Origin of the sequence: Arthrobacter sp. PvP103, assembly GCF_017833075.1 — a bacterium.
GTDB lineage: Bacteria > Actinomycetota > Actinomycetes > Actinomycetales > Micrococcaceae > Arthrobacter.
In genome coordinates this window covers 496,968-512,743 of sequence record NZ_JAFIBQ010000001.1, presented here as the reverse complement: position 1 = coordinate 512,743, position 15,776 = coordinate 496,968, and the positions used below count along the sequence as shown (strand labels likewise).

Annotated in this window: 16 protein-coding genes, 1 pseudogene and 1 riboswitch; of the genes and pseudogenes, 15 read left to right on the top strand and 2 right to left on the bottom strand. The window is 65.6% G+C overall.

Going from position 1 to position 15,776, the window contains the following annotated elements; all coding sequences use genetic code 11:
• Window positions 1-65 precede the first annotated feature (65 nt).
• Window positions 66-1,418 carry an ammonium transporter gene (locus JOE41_RS02430; RefSeq protein WP_209750691.1) on the top strand — a complete coding sequence of 451 codons (1,353 nt, stop codon included), beginning with the start codon at window positions 66-68 and terminating at the stop codon, window positions 1,416-1,418.
• On the top strand, window positions 1,415-1,753 hold the full coding sequence (locus JOE41_RS02425; protein WP_011692333.1) for a P-II family nitrogen regulator: 339 nt from the start codon (window positions 1,415-1,417) through the stop codon (window positions 1,751-1,753). Before JOE41_RS02430 ends, JOE41_RS02425 begins: the two co-directional genes overlap by 4 nt.
• A 67-nt stretch (window positions 1,754-1,820) precedes the next feature.
• On the opposite strand, the gene JOE41_RS02420 is transcribed toward JOE41_RS02425, so the two are convergent.
• Window positions 1,821-3,209: a glucose-6-phosphate dehydrogenase gene (locus JOE41_RS02420; protein WP_209750689.1), complete on the bottom strand. Its 1,389-nt coding sequence runs from the start codon at window positions 3,207-3,209 to the stop codon at window positions 1,821-1,823.
• A 151-nt stretch (window positions 3,210-3,360) separates the two neighbouring features.
• On the opposite strand from JOE41_RS02420, the gene ffh reads away from it, so the two are divergent.
• Both ffh and JOE41_RS02410 read left to right on the top strand, forming a co-directional pair.
• A complete protein-coding gene (gene ffh, locus JOE41_RS02415; protein ID WP_011692331.1) occupies window positions 3,361-4,950 on the top strand; it encodes a signal recognition particle protein in 1,590 nt (529 codons plus the stop codon).
• A 96-nt stretch (window positions 4,951-5,046) separates the two neighbouring features.
• A complete protein-coding gene (locus tag JOE41_RS02410) occupies window positions 5,047-5,781 on the top strand; it encodes a hypothetical protein (RefSeq protein WP_011692330.1) in 735 nt (244 codons plus the stop codon).
• Here the strand turns inward: JOE41_RS02410 and thiC are convergent.
• Window positions 5,750-7,629, bottom strand: a pseudogene (thiC, locus tag JOE41_RS02405) (phosphomethylpyrimidine synthase ThiC). The gene JOE41_RS02410 and the pseudogene thiC sit on opposite strands and share 32 nt — an antisense overlap.
• A riboswitch (TPP riboswitch) is annotated at window positions 7,624-7,731 on the bottom strand. (Overlaps the previous pseudogene by 6 nt.)
• Before the next feature lie 85 nt (window positions 7,732-7,816).
• Between thiC and JOE41_RS02400 the strand changes: the two are divergent.
• The 11 genes from JOE41_RS02400 to JOE41_RS02350 all read left to right on the top strand — a co-directional run bounded on the left by JOE41_RS02400 (window position 7,817) and on the right by JOE41_RS02350 (window position 15,757).
• Window positions 7,817-8,935, top strand: a complete 1,119-nt coding sequence (locus tag JOE41_RS02400) for an amidohydrolase family protein (protein ID WP_209750687.1) — start codon at window positions 7,817-7,819, stop codon at window positions 8,933-8,935.
• 46 nt (window positions 8,936-8,981) lie between these two features.
• Window positions 8,982-9,857 (top strand): VOC family protein, encoded by an 876-nt coding sequence (locus JOE41_RS02395; protein WP_209750684.1) that lies wholly within the window; start codon window positions 8,982-8,984, stop codon window positions 9,855-9,857.
• Window positions 9,858-9,968: 111 nt separating this feature from the next.
• A complete protein-coding gene (locus JOE41_RS02390) occupies window positions 9,969-10,406 on the top strand; it encodes a hypothetical protein (RefSeq protein WP_011692326.1) in 438 nt (145 codons plus the stop codon).
• Between the two features lie 184 nt (window positions 10,407-10,590).
• Window positions 10,591-11,013 (top strand): 30S ribosomal protein S16, encoded by a 423-nt coding sequence (rpsP, locus tag JOE41_RS02385; protein WP_028271661.1) that lies wholly within the window; start codon window positions 10,591-10,593, stop codon window positions 11,011-11,013.
• Window position 11,014: 1 nt separating this feature from the next.
• Window positions 11,015-11,257, top strand: coding sequence for an RNA-binding protein (locus tag JOE41_RS02380; protein ID WP_011692324.1), 243 nt, complete (start codon window positions 11,015-11,017; stop codon window positions 11,255-11,257).
• A gap of 121 nt (window positions 11,258-11,378) precedes the next feature.
• Complete coding sequence (gene rimM, locus JOE41_RS02375) at window positions 11,379-11,972, top strand: ribosome maturation factor RimM (protein ID WP_011692323.1); 594 nt, start codon at window positions 11,379-11,381, stop codon at window positions 11,970-11,972.
• The gene (trmD, locus tag JOE41_RS02370) at window positions 11,973-12,797 is read left to right on the top strand and encodes a tRNA (guanosine(37)-N1)-methyltransferase TrmD (RefSeq protein WP_209750682.1); all 825 of its coding nucleotides are present in this window, start codon (window positions 11,973-11,975) and stop codon (window positions 12,795-12,797) included.
• A gap of 258 nt (window positions 12,798-13,055) precedes the next feature.
• The gene (gene rplS / locus JOE41_RS02365; RefSeq protein WP_011692321.1) at window positions 13,056-13,415 is read left to right on the top strand and encodes a 50S ribosomal protein L19; all 360 of its coding nucleotides are present in this window, start codon (window positions 13,056-13,058) and stop codon (window positions 13,413-13,415) included.
• Between the two features lie 83 nt (window positions 13,416-13,498).
• On the top strand, window positions 13,499-14,176 hold the full coding sequence (lepB, locus tag JOE41_RS02360) for a signal peptidase I (protein WP_209750680.1): 678 nt from the start codon (window positions 13,499-13,501) through the stop codon (window positions 14,174-14,176).
• Complete coding sequence (gene lepB, locus JOE41_RS02355) at window positions 14,177-15,091, top strand: signal peptidase I (RefSeq protein ID WP_209750678.1); 915 nt, start codon at window positions 14,177-14,179, stop codon at window positions 15,089-15,091.
• Complete coding sequence (locus JOE41_RS02350) at window positions 15,092-15,757, top strand: ribonuclease HII (protein ID WP_209750676.1); 666 nt, start codon at window positions 15,092-15,094, stop codon at window positions 15,755-15,757.
• Window positions 15,758-15,776: the final 19 nt, after the last annotated feature.

Sequence of the window (15,776 nt, the reverse complement as noted above, 5' to 3'; positions counted from 1 at the left end):
GGCGTTGGGCAAGCGGACCAGTCCGCAGGATCAACTAAGCATCTAGGCAAGGGAGGACGTGCACCATGGAACTTACCGCAGGTCACGTATGGCTCATGGTTGCGGCGGCACTTGTGCTGTTCATGACACCAGGGCTGGCATTTTTCTACGGCGGCATGACACGTGCGAAGGCCGCGCTGAACATGATGATGATGAGCTTCATCTCCATCGGCATGGTGGGCGTGGTGTGGGTGCTCTGGGGCGCATCGATGAGCTCCGGCGAGGGCTTCATGCAGATCGTCGGCAACCCGTTCGCGACGTTCGGACTTGAAGGCATCACCACTCCGGACGGACTTATCAAGGTCGGCTACGCAGCAACGTTCGCAATCATCACGGTGGCACTGATCAGCGGCGCCATCGCGGACCGCGCAAAGTTCGGCGCATGGACCGTGTTCGTCCCCGTCTGGGTCACGCTGGTTTACTGCCCGATCGCCTACATGGTCTGGGGCGGCGGCCTCTTCGGGCCCGAAGGCGCAGTGGGCCAGGCTCTCGGTCCGGCAATCGACTTCGCCGGCGGCACTGTGGTCCACATCAACGCCGGCGTCGCAGCCCTGATCCTTGTCCTGATCATCGGCAACCGCAAGGGCTTCGGCAAGGACCCGAACCACCGCCCCCACAACATCCCGTTCGTGATGCTCGGCGCGGCCATCCTGTGGTTCGGCTGGTTCGGCTTCAACGGCGGCGCGGCAACCACTGCGGAGCAGGGCGGCCTCATCTGGGTCAACACCCTTGCCGCACCTGCAGCTGCCATGCTCGGCTGGCTCGTCACCGAACGCATCCGCGACGGCCACCCCACCTCACTGGGTGCAGCTTCCGGTGTTGTTGCCGGCCTGGTCGCCATCACCCCGGCCTGCGCCAACGTCAGCCCGATCGGTGCACTTGGCCTCGGTGTCGTCGCCGGTGTGGCCTCCGCCCTGGCAGTCGGCCTCAAGTTCCGCTGGGGCTTCGACGACTCGCTGGACGTCGTTGGCGTCCACCTCGTGTCGGGCATCATCGGCACTGTCGCCCTGGGCTTCATCGCCCTCCCGGTTGAGGGCGTCGGCGGCGGCCTGTTCTACGGCGGCGGCCTGACCCAGCTGTGGGCACAGCTCGCAGCAGCAGGCATCGCCATCGCCTACTCGGCCATCCTGACGACCGTGATCGCACTGGCCATCCACAAGACCATGGGCTTCCGCGTCTCCCAGGAGCAGGAAGTGGTGGGTGTGGACCTCAGCCTGCACGCAGAAACTGCCTACGAGTTCGGCGTCGGCGGCCACGGCGGAAGCTTCCAGCCGCTGCATGAACTGATCACCGGCAAGCAGGCCGAGGAGTCCGCTCCGATAACCGAAAACGGCAAGAAGACTGACGCAGCAACAGGTAAGGAAAGTGTGGGGGCATGAAACTGATCACAGCAATCGTCCGGCCGGAAAAGCTCGACTCCATCCGGGAGGGGCTCGAATCCTACGGTGTGCAGGGCCTCACGGTCAGCGCAGCCAGCGGATACGGCAGGCAGCGCGGTTACACCGAGGTGTACCGCGGGGCTGAGTACAACGTGGACCTGCTTCCCAAGATCCGCGTTGAGGTCCTGGCCACGGACGAACAGGCGGACGACATCCTGGATGTCATCATCGCCAGCTCCAACACAGGGCGTGCCGGCGACGGCAAGGTCTGGACGGTGGACGTTTTCGAAGCTGTAAGAGTACGAACGGGAGAACGCGGCTCGGCCGCTATCTAGCCCACGCACAACGCGTGAAGCGGGCCGCTACTTTTGGTAGCGGCCCGCTTTGTGCGTTCGGAAGACCCTAGACGGGCCAGCCCCCGGGCCCCGATGTTCCTGCAGCGTACTCCTCCAGCGGAACGCTGCCGCGGCCCCATGCCTTGATGACCGGCTCAATGATACGCCAGCAGTCCTCTGCGGTATCCGCCCGGACGGACAGCAACGGATCACCGGTGAGGACGCCCTCGAGTACTTCGCCATAGGGGAGCAGCTCGGATGCGCTGAGTTCGGCGTTCAGGGTGGCCCGGTCAAGGCTTAGGACATTGCCGGGGCCGTTCACGTCGACGTCGAACTGAAGAGTGTCGGGCCCGAATCCGATGCGGAGCTGATTCGGCGAATCGACGCCGGTGAATCCCTTGGGAAGATGGGGCACCGGCTTGAAGGTGACCACGGCTTCCTTGCGTTTTGCCCCGAGTGCCTTGCCTGAACGGAGGATGAAAGGCACTCCCGCCCAGCGCCAGTTGCCGATGTCCACCTGTACCTCCGCGAGTGTCTCGGTGTTCCTGGACGCGTCCACACCTTTTTCCTTGGCGTAGTCCGGCACGTCCCGCCCGTCGATGGACCCTGCTGTGTACCGGGCACGCCGGGTGCTTGACCGGTAGGGCGCCTTGACGCTGCTGGCGCGAAGGAGCGTGGCTACAGCGTCCCGGAGGTCACGCTCGTCAACGGAAGCCGGCGGCTCAATGGCCATCAGCGCCATGATCTGCAGCAGGTGGCTTTGGATCATGTCCCGGAGCGCGCCGGCGGCGTCGTAGTAGCGGGCACGGCCTTCGAGTGCGAGGTCCTCGTCGAAGATGACCTCCACCTTCTCGATGTAATCGCGGTTCCAGATCGGCTCCAGGAAGGTGTTCGCGAAGCGGAGGCCGAGGATGTTCAGTACCGTTGCCTTGCCCAGGAAGTGGTCCACCCGGTGGATGTGGTCCTCGGGAACCAGGGCCGCGAGGGTCCGGTTGAGGTGGCGGGCGGAATCCTCACTGGATCCGAAGGGCTTTTCCATGACCAGCCGGGTGCCGGCGGGTACTTCCTCCGGAGCCAGCACCTCGCAGGCCTTCTGGCTGACGTGCGGCGGCAGGGCGAAGTAGACGGCCACCGGGGCTTCCAGGCCGGAAAGCAGGGAGGCCAGCTCCCCGCCTGCGGTCACGTCAAGCTGGTGGTACGCCGTTGATCCCGCAATGCGCTTGAGCTCGCGCCTGCCGACGGCGTCTGCCTGGGAGTTCGAATCGGCAAAGGACGTCTCGACGCGTTCCAGCCATTGTTCATGGGTCCAGGGATCCGAGCCGGCACCCACGAGCGTCAGCCCGTCGGCACGCCCCCGGGCAGCAAGGCGGGCGAGTCCAGGCAGCAGCAGCCGGCCGGTGAGGTCCCCGGACGCGCCGAGGATGAGCAGTGTTTTTACAGTGGTTTGGGCGGCCATCCTGCCAGCATGCCATCTTGAAGGGCTGTCTTGGTACCCTAGATAGTCGAGTCCCGTTGTCGAGGCAGTTGGTCCAGGCCAACAACAGTCACGACTCTGGCGAGCCGCACCGGCCGCCAGCTGTAGATCCACTGAAAGAAGTGCACGGCGCGTGTTCAATTCACTCTCTGACCGGTTGACAGCAACCTTCAAGAATCTCCGCGGCAAGGGCCGCCTCACCGAGGCGGACGTTGACGCCACGGTCCGCGAGATCCGGCGGGCCCTTCTGGACGCTGACGTTGCCGTGCCCGTGGTCCGCGAGTTCACGGGCCGGGTGCGCGAGCGGGCCCTGGGCGCCGAGGTGTCCGGTGCCTTGAACCCGAGCCAGCAGATCGTCAAGATCGTCAACGAGGAACTCGTCGAAATCCTGGGCGGCGAGACCCGGCGTATCCGCCTGGCCAAAACGGGCCCCACCATCATCATGCTCGCGGGTCTCCAGGGTGCCGGCAAGACAACCCTCGCCGGCAAGCTCTCCAAATGGCTGAAGTCCCAGGGCCACAGCCCCATGCTCGTGGCCTGCGACCTCCAGCGGCCCAACGCTGTCAACCAGCTCCAGGTTGTCGGGCAGCGCGCCGGGGTGCCCGTCTTCGCCCCGCACCCGGGTGCCACCTCCATGGAGTTGGACCACCCGGCCGGCGACCCGGTGGCAGTTGCCCGTGCCGGTGTTGAGGAAGCGCGCCAGAAGCTCCACGACGTCGTCATCGTGGACACCGCCGGACGACTCGGCGTGGATGCCGAAATGATGGAGCAGGCGCGCCAGATCCGCCGGGCGATCGTGCCCAACGAAGTGCTCTTCGTCATCGACTCGATGATCGGGCAGGACGCCGTCAACACGGCGCTTGCATTCGACGAAGGTGTTAACTTCACCGGCATCGTCCTTTCCAAGCTCGACGGCGATGCACGCGGCGGTGCCGCCCTGTCCGTTGCGTCGGTCACCGGCAAGCCCGTCATGTTCGCTTCAACGGGTGAAGGCGTCGACGACTTTGAGCTGTTCCACCCGGACCGCATGGCGTCCCGCATCCTCGACATGGGCGACGTTCTCACGCTGATCGAACAGGCTGAAAAGTCCTGGGACAAGGACGAAGCGGCCCGGATGGCGAAGAAGTTCGCCGACCAGGAAGACTTCACGCTGGACGACTTCCTGGCCCAGATGCAGCAGATCCGCAACATGGGCTCCATGAAGAAAATGCTCATGATGATGCCGGGCGCGCAGAACATCCGCCAGCAGCTCGAGCAGTTCGACGAACGCGAAATCGACCGCGTCGAAGCGATCGTCCGCTCCATGACCCCTCATGAGCGCGTTGCCCCCAAGATCATCAACGGCTCGCGCCGGGCACGCATCGCCAAGGGTTCGGGCATGCACGTGTCGGACGTCAACGGGCTGCTGGAGCGGTTTGCCCAGGCACAGAAGATGATGAAGAAGATGGCAGCCGGCGGCGGAATGCCGGGCATGCCTGGAATGCCGGGCATGGGCGGCGGCGGAGGAGCCCGCAAGGGCGCCAAGAACGCACCAAAGAAGAAGGCCAAGTCCGGAAACCCGGCCAAGGCAGCGCAGGAACTCCGCGACGCCGAGGCCCGGCGCGCCAGCGCCGGCAAGGCGCTTCCGACCGGAGCGGCTTTCGGTCAGCAGGGAGCGGACTTCGATCCGTCACAGCTCAACCTGCCCAAGGGCTTCGACAAGTTCCTCGGCGGGAGCAAGTAGTTACTGGCGGCGCGGTTTCACGAACGGTCAACGTGGCTGCCGGCAGGTTCGATGTCGACCGGCCGAATTGTCCGGCCATTGCCATAGGGTTGGGGCATGTTTAAGCAGCGCGTAGTGTTCGTCCACGGTTCGGGAGCCTTCGGGTCTGCCGCGTGGCCCAAGCAGCACGGCATGGCCCTGGCCTACGACGCACTGTTCCTGCGCCGGCACGGTTTCGACGCGTCTGCGGAGCCCGTCGAATCGGACTTCCAGGCGGACGCCGGGATTGTGCTGGGGGCCTTGGCGGACGATGGCCGGGGCGCGGCCGGCGGGCACGTCGTGGCCCATGCCCAGGGCGCCATTGCGGCCATGATGGCGGCCGTGGAACGCCCGGACCTGGTGCATTCCCTCACCCTCGTGGAGCCCGCCTGCCTGTCACTGACCGCCGAACTGCCGGCCACTGCTGCGCACCGCGCCTTGATGCAGCCGCTTTTTGACGTGCGGCATCAGCTCGGCGACGACGACTTCCAGCGGGAGTTCGTCCGTCGGGCATTTTCCGTGCACAGTGATGGGCCGGCCACGCCGGAAGCACTCAACGCCGCCCGCCGGCTGCGGCTGCAGGCGCCCCCGTGGGAGGCGCCACTGCAGATCGTGCCGGGAGTCCCCACGCTCGTGCTCACCGGCGGCTGGGAGCCGCTCTACGAAGAGATAGCCGGTTACCTGCGTGAAACCGGTGCCCAGCACCGCGTTGCCGCGGGCGGACACCGGCCTCAGGATTCGGTGGAGGGAGACCGGGTTATCCGGTCGTTCATCGCGGAAGTCAGCAGGCGTCAGCACTCACGGGCGTCGTAGCGTCGCCCGTCGCTGCACCGTGCCGGCCCGGTCGTTCCGGGTCTGGAAGCTGCAGCTCGGGTAGGTAGACCTTGCCGCCGGCCGCGAGGAATTCGTTGCTCTTCTCACGCATGCCTGCCGCCATCTCGGCGAGTGCCGACTGTGCCTCGGCGGAACCGTACTCGTCCCTGATGTCCTGGCTGATGCGCATTGAGCAGAACTTGGGCCCGCACATGGAGCAGAAGTGCGCGGTCTTGGCTGGCTCCGCGGGCAGCGTCTCGTCATGGAAGGATTCGGCGGTGACCGGGTCCAGCGAGAGGGCGAACTGGTCCCGCCAGCGGAATTCGAACCGGGCCTTGGACAGGGCGTCGTCGCGTTGGTGCGCGCCGGGGTGGCCCTTGGCGAGGTCGGCGGCGTGGGCGGCGATCTTGTAGGTGATGACGCCTGTCTTGACATCGTCCTTGTTTGGCAGCCCCAGGTGTTCCTTGGGCGTGACGTAGCAGAGCATGGCCGTGCCGTAGCGGGCGATTTCCGTAGCGCCGATGGCGGAGGTGATGTGGTCGTAGCCCGGGGCTATGTCCGTGACCAGCGGCCCCAGCGTGTAGAACGGTGCTCCCTTGCAGAGTTCCTGCTGGCGTTCCACGTTTTCACGGACCAGGTGGAACGGCACGTGGCCGGGTCCTTCCACCATCACCTGCACGTCGAACTCCCAGGCGCGCTGCGTCAGTTCGGCCAGGGTATCCAGTTCGGCGAACTGGGCGGCGTCGTTCGCGTCCGCCGTCGCACCGGGCCGCAGCCCGTCGCCCAGCGAAAACGCGACGTCGTACTTGGCGAAAATTTCGCACAGCTCGTCGAAGTGCGTGTACAGGAAGTTCTCCTGGTGGTGGGCAAGGCACCAGCCGGCCATGATGGAGCCGCCGCGGGAGACGATGCCGGTCACCCGGTTGGCGGTCAGGGGCACATACCGCAGCAGCACGCCGGCGTGGATGGTCATGTAGTCCACGCCCTGCTCGCACTGCTCGATCACGGTGTCGCGGAAAATTTCCCACGTCAGTTTGTTGGCCTCGCCGTTGACCTTTTCCAGTGCCTGGTAGATGGGAACGGTGCCGATCGGCACGGGGGAGTTGCGGATGATCCACTCACGGGTGGTGTGGATGTCATCGCCGGTGGACAGGTCCATCACGGTGTCGGCGCCCCACAGTGTGGCCCACTGCAGCTTGTCGACCTCCTCCGCGATGGAGCTCGTGACGGCCGAGTTGCCGATGTTGGCGTTGATCTTCACCAGGAAGGCCTTGCCGATGATCATCGGTTCGGATTCCGGGTGGTTGATGTTGTTGGGGATGATGGCGCGGCCGGCAGCCACTTCGCTGCGGACCAGCTCCACGTCGCAGTTTTCGCGGAGGGCAACGAACTGCATCTCCGGCGTCACGACACCCTGCCGGGCGTAGTGCATCTGCGTGACAGTCCTGCCTTCAACGGCGCGGCGGGGCACGGCTGCGCGCCCTTCCACTCCGCGGATGCGGCGCCGCGGCGCACGGCCGACCGGCCGTCGTCGAGCAGGTTCCGTTCCCGGCCGCCATAAGGCTCGGTGTCGGCCCGCGACTCGATCCACCGGGTCCTGAAAGGTTCCAGGCCCACCACGGGATCGCTGCCGGGCCCGGCAGTCCGGTACACGCGGAACGGCGGGTTGGCTGCCCCGCCCGGTGAGTCCTCAAGGGCGATTTCGGTCACCGGCACCCGGATCCCGGTGGCTTCATCGGTGATGAATGCCAGCGAGTGCGACTTCAGGGACTGCGCTTCGGCAGGTGCCGAATTGCCGGGGGCGGCCTCGTTTTGGGCAGGGATCAGCTGTGTTTCTTGTGTATTCACGGAATACTCACTTCCTTCGCCGGCATTACCCGGACAGGTTCAACGGTCGCAGGCCGCGTCAGCCCGATCTCAGCCCTTGCAAGGGCACCCGTGTGGTCGTAGACGAAGCTACCACAGGGCCGGGGCGGGTCCGTGTCACATGCAGGTCACAACTGGGGAGGGCAGTCGGCCGGTCTAGGCTGGAAGCATGCGTGGCGTCATCGAATTCAGCGGGACCGTGCTCACCGCCCCCGACCGGGAACGGCAGGGCCTCTGGGCCGTGGACGGCAGGCTGACATTCACACGGCCGGCCGCTCCGCCTGACCTGGTGTTGAGCGGCTGGGTGCTGCCGGGCCTGGTCGATGCGCATTGCCACATCGGGCTAGGACCAGCCGGTGACGTTCCGGATTCCGTCGCCGAAGAGCAGGCTGTCACGGACCGGAACGCGGGCACGCTGCTCGTCCGTGATGCCGGCGCCGTCCACGACACGCGCTGGCTCCAGCAGCGGCCGGAGCTGCCGCGCATCATCCGCGCCGGCCGCCACATCGCCAGGACGCGCCGCTACCTCCGGGGATTCGCCATCGAAGTGGAACCGGAAGGACTGGTCGAGGCCGTACGCAAGCAGGCGCTGGCGGGTGACGGCTGGGTCAAGCTCGTAGGGGACTGGATCGACCGGGACGCCGGCGACCTTGCGCCGTCGTTCCCGGCCGCAGTGGTGCGGGACGCTGTGCGCGCCGCCCACGACGAAGGCGCCAGGGTGACCGCCCACTGTTTCGCAGAGGACACCCTGGATGACATGCTCGACGCCGGCATCGACTGCATCGAACACGGAACCGGCCTGCTGCCGCGCCACATCCCCCGGTTCGTGGACCAGCGCGTTCCCATCGTTCCCACGCTCATCAACATTGCGACGTTTCCGGACATCGCGGCTCGTGCGAAAGCGAAGTTTCCGGTGTACGCGGCGCACATGCAGGCGCTCTGGGAACGGCGGAACGAGCGCATCCTCGAGGCCTTCGAAGCGGGCGTGGCGATCTACGCCGGGACTGATGCGGGCAGTGTCATCAGCCACGGCAGGATCGTGGACGAGATCCAGGCGCTCCACGCCGCCGGCCTGCCCGCGGCGTCAGCCCTGGACGCCGCGTCCTGGGCGGCGCGGGAGTGGCTGGGAGCGGACGGCATCGCGGAAGGTGCCAGCGCCGACGTCGTGCTGTGCGAACTGGACCCCAGGGTCAATCCGGCCACACTTCGGCACCTCAAGCACATCGTTCTTCGGGGCGGCATCTCCGCTAGGAATAAATTGAACCTTCAAGTAATTTACTCTATGTAAGCGTCGCCGGACATCGGCGGCCTAGCTTCCGGAGTTTGGAGTTGGCATGACCACAGAATCCAGCAGCAATGACCTGCTGCCCGCCGATCTCGCCATGGGCACGGTGATGCTCAAGGTGGGCGACATGAAGCTGATGACGGACTATTACCAGCGCGCGCTCGGGCTGGACGTCGTGGCTGAGCAGGACGGCGGCGTGTACCTTGGACGGCGCGGAGCGCCCCTGGTCCATCTGGCGCCGGCCCCCGGGCTTAACCTCCCGGCGAAGGGCGAGGCGGGGCTGTTCCACACGGCACTGCTGTTCGAGGACCGCCCGTCGCTCGCTGCCACGGTGGCCTCTGCCGCCCGGTATGAACCGAGGCTTTTCACGGGAAGCGCAGACCACCTCGTCAGCGAGGCCTTCTACTTCAACGACCCGGAGGGCAACGGCATCGAACTCTACTGGGACCGCCCCCGGACCGCCTGGTCGTGGGAAGGTGCCAACGTGGTGATGGACAGCCTTGCCCTGCCGCCGCAGCGGTTCCTGCAGGACTACTTGACTGAGGACGCGGTGAGCGGTCAGCGCGACGCTGCGGCCGGCGTCGGGCACGTCCACCTGCAGGTCGGCGACGTCCAGTCGGCGCACGACTTCTACGTGGGCGCTCTTGGCTTCGAAAAGACCGCCGGATGGCACGGGCAGGCCCTGTTCGTCTCGGCCGGCGGCTACCACCACCACATGGCCATGAACGTCTGGAACAGCAGGGGCGCGGGACCCCGCCGGGACACCCTTGGTTTGGGAGAAGTCCTGATCGAAGTGCCAAAAACGGACGACGTCGGCGCGCTCGCCGACCGTTTGCGGGTTGCCGGCGTCGCGTCGCACCACACGGGAGCCGAGCTGCGGTTTGAGGATCCGTGGCGCAACCGGATCCGCGTCGCCGTCCGCTGAGGCGGCGCTGAGCTGCGCGTTCTTCTGGGTTAGGCTGAAGCCGGAAGTCCGGGAAGGCTGCGAAGCTGCCCGCCGGACCATCGCACCGCCGACGGAATGAGGATGATTTTCATGGGTTTCACCGAAATCTTTGTTTCCACCCACGACGAGGCGCTCAAGCGCGCGGCGGCACTCGACGGCGGAGGCCCCGCTGCTCCGGACGCGCTTCGGATTCCGGACATCAGCGATTTTGAGATTGAACAGCTTGGCGACCTCGCTGGAGCGGCTGTCCACGCGTCGGGGGCGGACTACGAGCTCGCCATGGTGGACGTGGCCAGCGATTCGCTCCTGGGCGTGCCGGCCGCCATGGTGCGTGCGCTCGCCGAACTCCTTAGCTACGAGACCGAAGGCGAGGGCGATGTCCTGGAGGACGTGGCTGCCAGGTGGGCGGCGGAGGAGGACATGCCTTTTGGTTCCGAAGAGGCCCGCGGGTATGTCCAGCGGCTCGCACAGATGGCCGGCAGCGTGGATCCGAACGCCCGGACCGGGCTGTATGTCTGGTCTTCCTGAACGGCCCGCCGGGTGTCAAGTCGAAATCCCGCCGCCGATCTGGCACAATAAACAGGTACTCGATCTGCGTGGCCCCTCTCTCCGCGTCCGGATCCTGTCCTTTTAGAACCCCCTAGTACGGCCCGCCCCACGGGTGCAGAACGCCGGGCTCGACCCCGTTTCAGAAACAGGAGTGACCACAAAAGTGGCCGTAAAGATTCGCCTTAAGCGCTTTGGCAAGATGCGCGCACCGTACTACCGCATCGTCGTCATGGACGCACGCTCCAAGCGTGACGGCCGTGCCATCGAAGAGATCGGCAAGTACCACCCCACCGAAGAGCCCTCATACATCGAGGTCGACACGGACCGTGCCCAGTACTGGCTCGGCGTCGGCGCACAGCCGTCCGAGCAGGTTGCCGCGATCCTCAAGATCACCGGTGACTGGCAGAAGTTCAAGGGTCTCCCCGGCCAGGAGGGCACCTTGAAGACCAAGGCTCCCAAGGCTGCCTTCGTTACGCCGGAAAAGGGTTCCGTGATCATCCCGGAAGCCATCACCAAGAAGGCCAAGAAGGACGAGGCAGCCGAGGCTTCCACCGAAGCTGAAGCAGAGACCACCGAGGCTGAGTAAATTGCTGGCAGAAGCGCTCGAACACCTTGTCCGCGGGATCGTTGACAGTCCCGAGGACGTCAAGGTCAGCGCCAAGAACAACCGCCGCGGGGACACCCTCGAGGTACGGGTTCACCAGGACGACCTTGGACGGGTGATCGGTCGTCAGGGCCGCACGGCACGCGCGCTGCGCACTGTCGTGGCGGCGCTGGCCGGCGGCGAGCAGGTCAGGGTCGACGTCGTCGACACCGACCGCCGCCGGTAAACGCCCCGCAATACTTGTCTCAAGTCCGGCCCCTTCACCAGATTATGGTGGAGGGGCCGGACTGTTTTCGGCCCGGCCGCAGTAGAACCACAACAGAACGAATCCCGGAACAGAGGAACAGATGCAGCTTCAGGTGGCACGAATCGGCAAACCGCACGGCATCCGCGGCGAAGTGACCGTCCAGGTCCTGACCGACGCGCCGGAGGACCGATTCATTCCGGGCACCCGGTTCGTGGTTGAACCCGCGTCGGCGGGGCCGCTCACCGTTGACAGTGCCCGCTGGAACAAGGACATCCTGCTGCTGGGCTTCGAAGGCATCGAGACGCGCAACCAGGCCGAAGCCCTGCGCGGCGCCAAGCTGTTCATCGAGACCGAAGAACTCGAGGAGGAAGACGACGAAGGCTGGTACGAGCACGAGCTCGTCGGCCTCGACGTCCGCGTTGGCGATGCCGTCGTAGGCACGATTTCCGGTCTCCGCACCCTTCCGGTCCAGGACCTTATCGTGGTGGAGTCACCGGACGGCAAGGAAATCCTGATTCCCTTCGTCGAGGAAATCGTGCCTGAGGTCAATGTCGGAGAGAAGTACATCCTGGTCACTCCGCCGCCCGGCCTCTTCGAAATCAACGTTGAAGATTCCGGCGAAACGTCGGACGCCGGCGAATCCGGGCCGGGCGAGGCGGAGCCGGGCAAGGCTGAGGCCGGAGACAACGCCTAAATGAGGATCGACGTCGTCAGCATCTTCCCCGAGTACCTTGCGCCCCTGGAACTTTCGTTGATCGGGAAGGCCCGCCAGGACGGCATCCTGGACTTGAACGTCCATGATCTCCGTGAGTTCACCACTGATAAGCACCGCTCGGTGGATGACACTCCGTACGGCGGCGGAGCCGGCATGGTGATGAAGGCTGAACCGTGGGCACAGGCGCTTAGTACCGTAGCGGCAGCCAGGGCCGGCGACGCCGCCCGTAAGCCGGTGCTGATCGTACCGTCCCCTGCAGGGGAGCGGTTCACCCAGGCGCTGGCACACGAGCTCGCCGGGGAAGAGCAGCTGGTTTTTGCCTGCGGCCGCTACGAGGGCATTGACGAACGTGTCATCGAGTGGGCGGAAGAGCACTTCACGGTCCGGCCCATGAGCCTGGGGGACTACGTCCTCAATGGCGGCGAGGTGGCCGTTCTGGCCATGACGGAAGCCATCGTCCGGCTCCTTCCGGGGGTTGTGGGCAATCCGGAATCCCTCGTGGAGGAATCACACTCGGACGGGCTGCTGGAATACCCCGTGTACACCAAGCCTTCCTCCTGGCGTGACCGCGAGGTTCCCCCGGTTCTGCTGAGTGGCAACCACGGCAAGATTGCCCAGTGGCGCCGGCATCAGCAGTACCGCCGGACCGCCCAACGCCGGCCCGACTTGCTCGCAGAGTTCGACGCCGGCAATCTTCCCCGCGCGGACCGCGCCGCGCTCGGCGACCTGGGGTACGACGTCGTCGACGGTCATCTCCGGCGCCGCCCGGAGGAGCCCGGGAATGGCGCGCCGGCGGACGGCTGACGTCCCGCGGGACCGCCGACGCCGTCAGGCGTCTCCGGATTCGCCGGAATCCTCCGAATGTGGCAAAATTAGTCCTTGTGCCTGCTGGGTGCGCACCTGCCACAGGGGGAGCGCCACCAACAGCCCGGCACCCCGGTCCCGCCAATCAGTGACGGAGCCGGATCAGAAAATTTTCGGCAGTGATTTCCGGGCATAGTCCCGGGCTTGGCTGCCGTGACCCAAAGTGGATGACCTGTGGCGTTCACCAGGAGTGGATCAATGCATATCCTCGATACCGTAGACGCAGCGTCGCTGCGCACCGATGTTCCCCAGTTCCGCGCGGGTGACACCCTCAAGGTTCACGTGAACATCATCGAAGGCAAGAACTCCCGTGTCCAGGTATTCCAGGGCTTCGTCCTGGGCCGCCAGGGCGACGGCATCCGCGAAACCTTCACGGTCCGCAAGGTTTCCTTCGGTGTCGGCGTAGAGCGTACCTTCCCGGTACACTCCCCGATCATCGACAAGATCGAGGTCGTCACCAAGGGTGACGTCCGCCGCGCCAAGCTTTACTACATGCGTGCACTGCGCGGTAAGGCCGCGAAGATCAAGGAAAAGCGCGACTTCAGCACCGCCAAGTAAGTCCCCGGACTTCCACGGCGGGTCCAGAACCCGGATCCGGCCCGCGCCGGAGCCTTCCGCAACAGCGCCACAGGATACGGATCATGGACCAGTCAAAACGCCAGCCCAGGAAACTGGGCTGGCGTTTTGTGTTTCTGGCACTGGCGCTGGCCGTTCTGGTCAGCGGACTTGTCCGCGCACTCTGGCTGGACGTGTACTACATACCTTCCGCCTCCATGGAGCCGCTTTTCGGCGCGGGGGACAGGATTCTGGTGTCCCGCACCGACTTCCAGTCCGAGCCGGTCCGGCGCGGTGACGTCGTAGTCTTTGACGGCCGCGGGACGTTCGCCCCGCTCAACAGCGGCAACGGCCAGCTTCAGGACGCCGCCGCGGCGGCCGGTCACTGGCTTGGCGTTACGGGCAGTGATACAACCTACATAAAGCGGGTTATCGGGTTGCCCGGAGATCATGTTGTCTGCTGCGACGACCAGCAGCGCCTCACAGTGAACGGTCAGGCGCTTGAGGAACCATACCTCTATGACGGAGACGTTGCGAGCAAGCAGAAGTTCAGCGTGATCGTTCCGGCGGGACGGTTATGGTTGCTTGGAGACCACCGCTCCATGTCCGCCGATTCCCGGAGCCTCCTGGGCGCACCGGGCGGCGGCATGGTGCCCCTGGACCGGGTCATTGGCAGGCCGGTCCAGATCATCTGGCCACTTGACAGATTTGCGGCCGTTCCCCGGCCAGCAGAAATTAGCACGACGACGAAGGACGGACAGTAGATGCCCGAGACCGACCCCCGGACTCCTGATCCGTTCAAGCACGACGCCGGACGCGCCTCGGCCGGAGGCGACCAAACGGGAACTGCCACGGACAGGGACACCGTTGCTCCGTCCGCAGGCACGCCTGATGATCCTTCGGCCGAAACCGGCCTGCCCGCCGGAGCCGGGAGCCGGGCGGCCGGTTCGCACGGCGCACATTCGAAATCCGGCCCGTCGAAAGCGGCTAAAGAAGGCAAAGCCCACGGGGCGGTGTACCTCTGGATCAAGGAGGTGCTCACGGTGGTGGCCATCGCCGTGGTGCTGTCCTTCCTGATCAAGACTTTCCTGTTCCGGGCGTTCTACATTCCATCCGAATCCATGGTCAACACGCTGGATGTGAACGACCGGATCTTCGTCAACCTGCTCGTGCCTGAACCCTTCGCCCTTGAGCGCGGGGATGTGGTGGTCTTCAAGGACACCAAGGGATGGCTGGTGCCCTCGCCGGAGAAGACCGACGGCCCGTATACCTGGGTCCAGGACGGCCTGACGTTCGTCGGACTGCTGCCGGACAATTCGGAGCAGCACCTGGTCAAGCGCGTGATCGGCCTCCCGGGCGACCATGTGGTGTGCTGTGACGCCGGCGGCAAGCTCACCATCAACGGCACCGCCGTGGACGAGACCTACGTCAACCCCGCCGAGGTGCCGGACATCCGCAACTTCGACGTCGTTGTCCCGGACGGCAAGATCTGGGTGATGGGGGACAACAGGAACCACTCGGCCGATTCCCGCGCCCACCAGGACAGCAACGGCGGCTTCATTGACATGCCCGATATTGAGGGCAAGGCGGCCGTTATCGCGTGGCCCCTCAACCGGCTGACCGGCCTGGGCAATTATCCCGACGTGTTCCGGAACGTCCCTGCACCGGCTGGAAAATAGATGTCCGTTGCACCCACCCTCGACTACGAGCACCGGTTCCTGAGTTCCGGCGCCAGGCTGCTGGCGGGCATCGACGAAGTAGGCCGGGGCGCCATCGCGGGTCCCGTGACCGTCGGGATCACCGTCGTGGACCTGAGCCGTCCGGTGCTGCTGGACGACGTCCGGGACAGCAAGCTCCTGAAGGAAGCCGACCGAGAGCGGCTGGAACCCCTGGTGCGGAACTGGAGCGTCGCCTCGGCGGTGGGGCACGCCTCCGCCGGCGAGATCGACGCATTGGGTATCATCGCTGCCCTGCGTACTGCCGGTACGCGGGCCTGGCTGCAGATCCTGGCCGCCGGGGTCACCCCCGACGTGGTGTTGCTTGACGGCAGCCACAACTGGCTCTCACCGGAGACGCAGGCCTCCCTGTTCGACGACGCCCCCGCGGGTCCGGGCTGCGACGCGCCGGTCCACACCCTCGTCAAGGCGGACATGCAGTGCCTGAGCGTGGCCGCTGCCAGCATCCTGGCCAAAGTGGAACGGGACCGGATCATGCGTTCGCTGCATGGGGAATACCCTGCCTTCGGCTGGGATGAGAACAAAGGCTACGGAACGGCGTCACACAAGGAAGCGCTCAAAGCAGCGGGCCCGTCGCCCTACCACCGGGTCAGCTGGCAGATTCTCTAACCCCGGCTCCCCGCCCTGG

Bases quoted from the DNA above. Each gene is read 5' to 3' on its own strand.
- JOE41_RS02430 (WP_209750691.1), top strand. From the start codon at position 66: ATGGAACTTACCGCAGGTCACGTATGGCTCATGGTTGCGGCGGCACTT.
- JOE41_RS02425 (WP_011692333.1), top strand. From the start codon at position 1,415: ATGAAACTGATCACAGCAATCGTCCGGCCGGAAAAGCTCGACTCCATC.
- JOE41_RS02420 (WP_209750689.1), bottom strand. From the start codon at position 3,209: ATGGCCGCCCAAACCACTGTAAAAACACTGCTCATCCTCGGCGCGTCC.
- JOE41_RS02410 (WP_011692330.1), top strand. From the start codon at position 5,047: ATGTTTAAGCAGCGCGTAGTGTTCGTCCACGGTTCGGGAGCCTTCGGG.
- JOE41_RS02400 (WP_209750687.1), top strand. From the start codon at position 7,817: ATGCGTGGCGTCATCGAATTCAGCGGGACCGTGCTCACCGCCCCCGAC.
- JOE41_RS02395 (WP_209750684.1), top strand. From the start codon at position 8,982: ATGACCACAGAATCCAGCAGCAATGACCTGCTGCCCGCCGATCTCGCC.
- JOE41_RS02390 (WP_011692326.1), top strand. From the start codon at position 9,969: ATGGGTTTCACCGAAATCTTTGTTTCCACCCACGACGAGGCGCTCAAG.
- rimM (WP_011692323.1), top strand. From the start codon at position 11,379: ATGCAGCTTCAGGTGGCACGAATCGGCAAACCGCACGGCATCCGCGGC.
- trmD (WP_209750682.1), top strand. From the start codon at position 11,973: ATGAGGATCGACGTCGTCAGCATCTTCCCCGAGTACCTTGCGCCCCTG.
- rplS (WP_011692321.1), top strand. From the start codon at position 13,056: ATGCATATCCTCGATACCGTAGACGCAGCGTCGCTGCGCACCGATGTT.
- lepB (WP_209750680.1), top strand. From the start codon at position 13,499: ATGGACCAGTCAAAACGCCAGCCCAGGAAACTGGGCTGGCGTTTTGTG.
- lepB (WP_209750678.1), top strand. From the start codon at position 14,177: ATGCCCGAGACCGACCCCCGGACTCCTGATCCGTTCAAGCACGACGCC.
- JOE41_RS02350 (WP_209750676.1), top strand. From the start codon at position 15,092: ATGTCCGTTGCACCCACCCTCGACTACGAGCACCGGTTCCTGAGTTCC.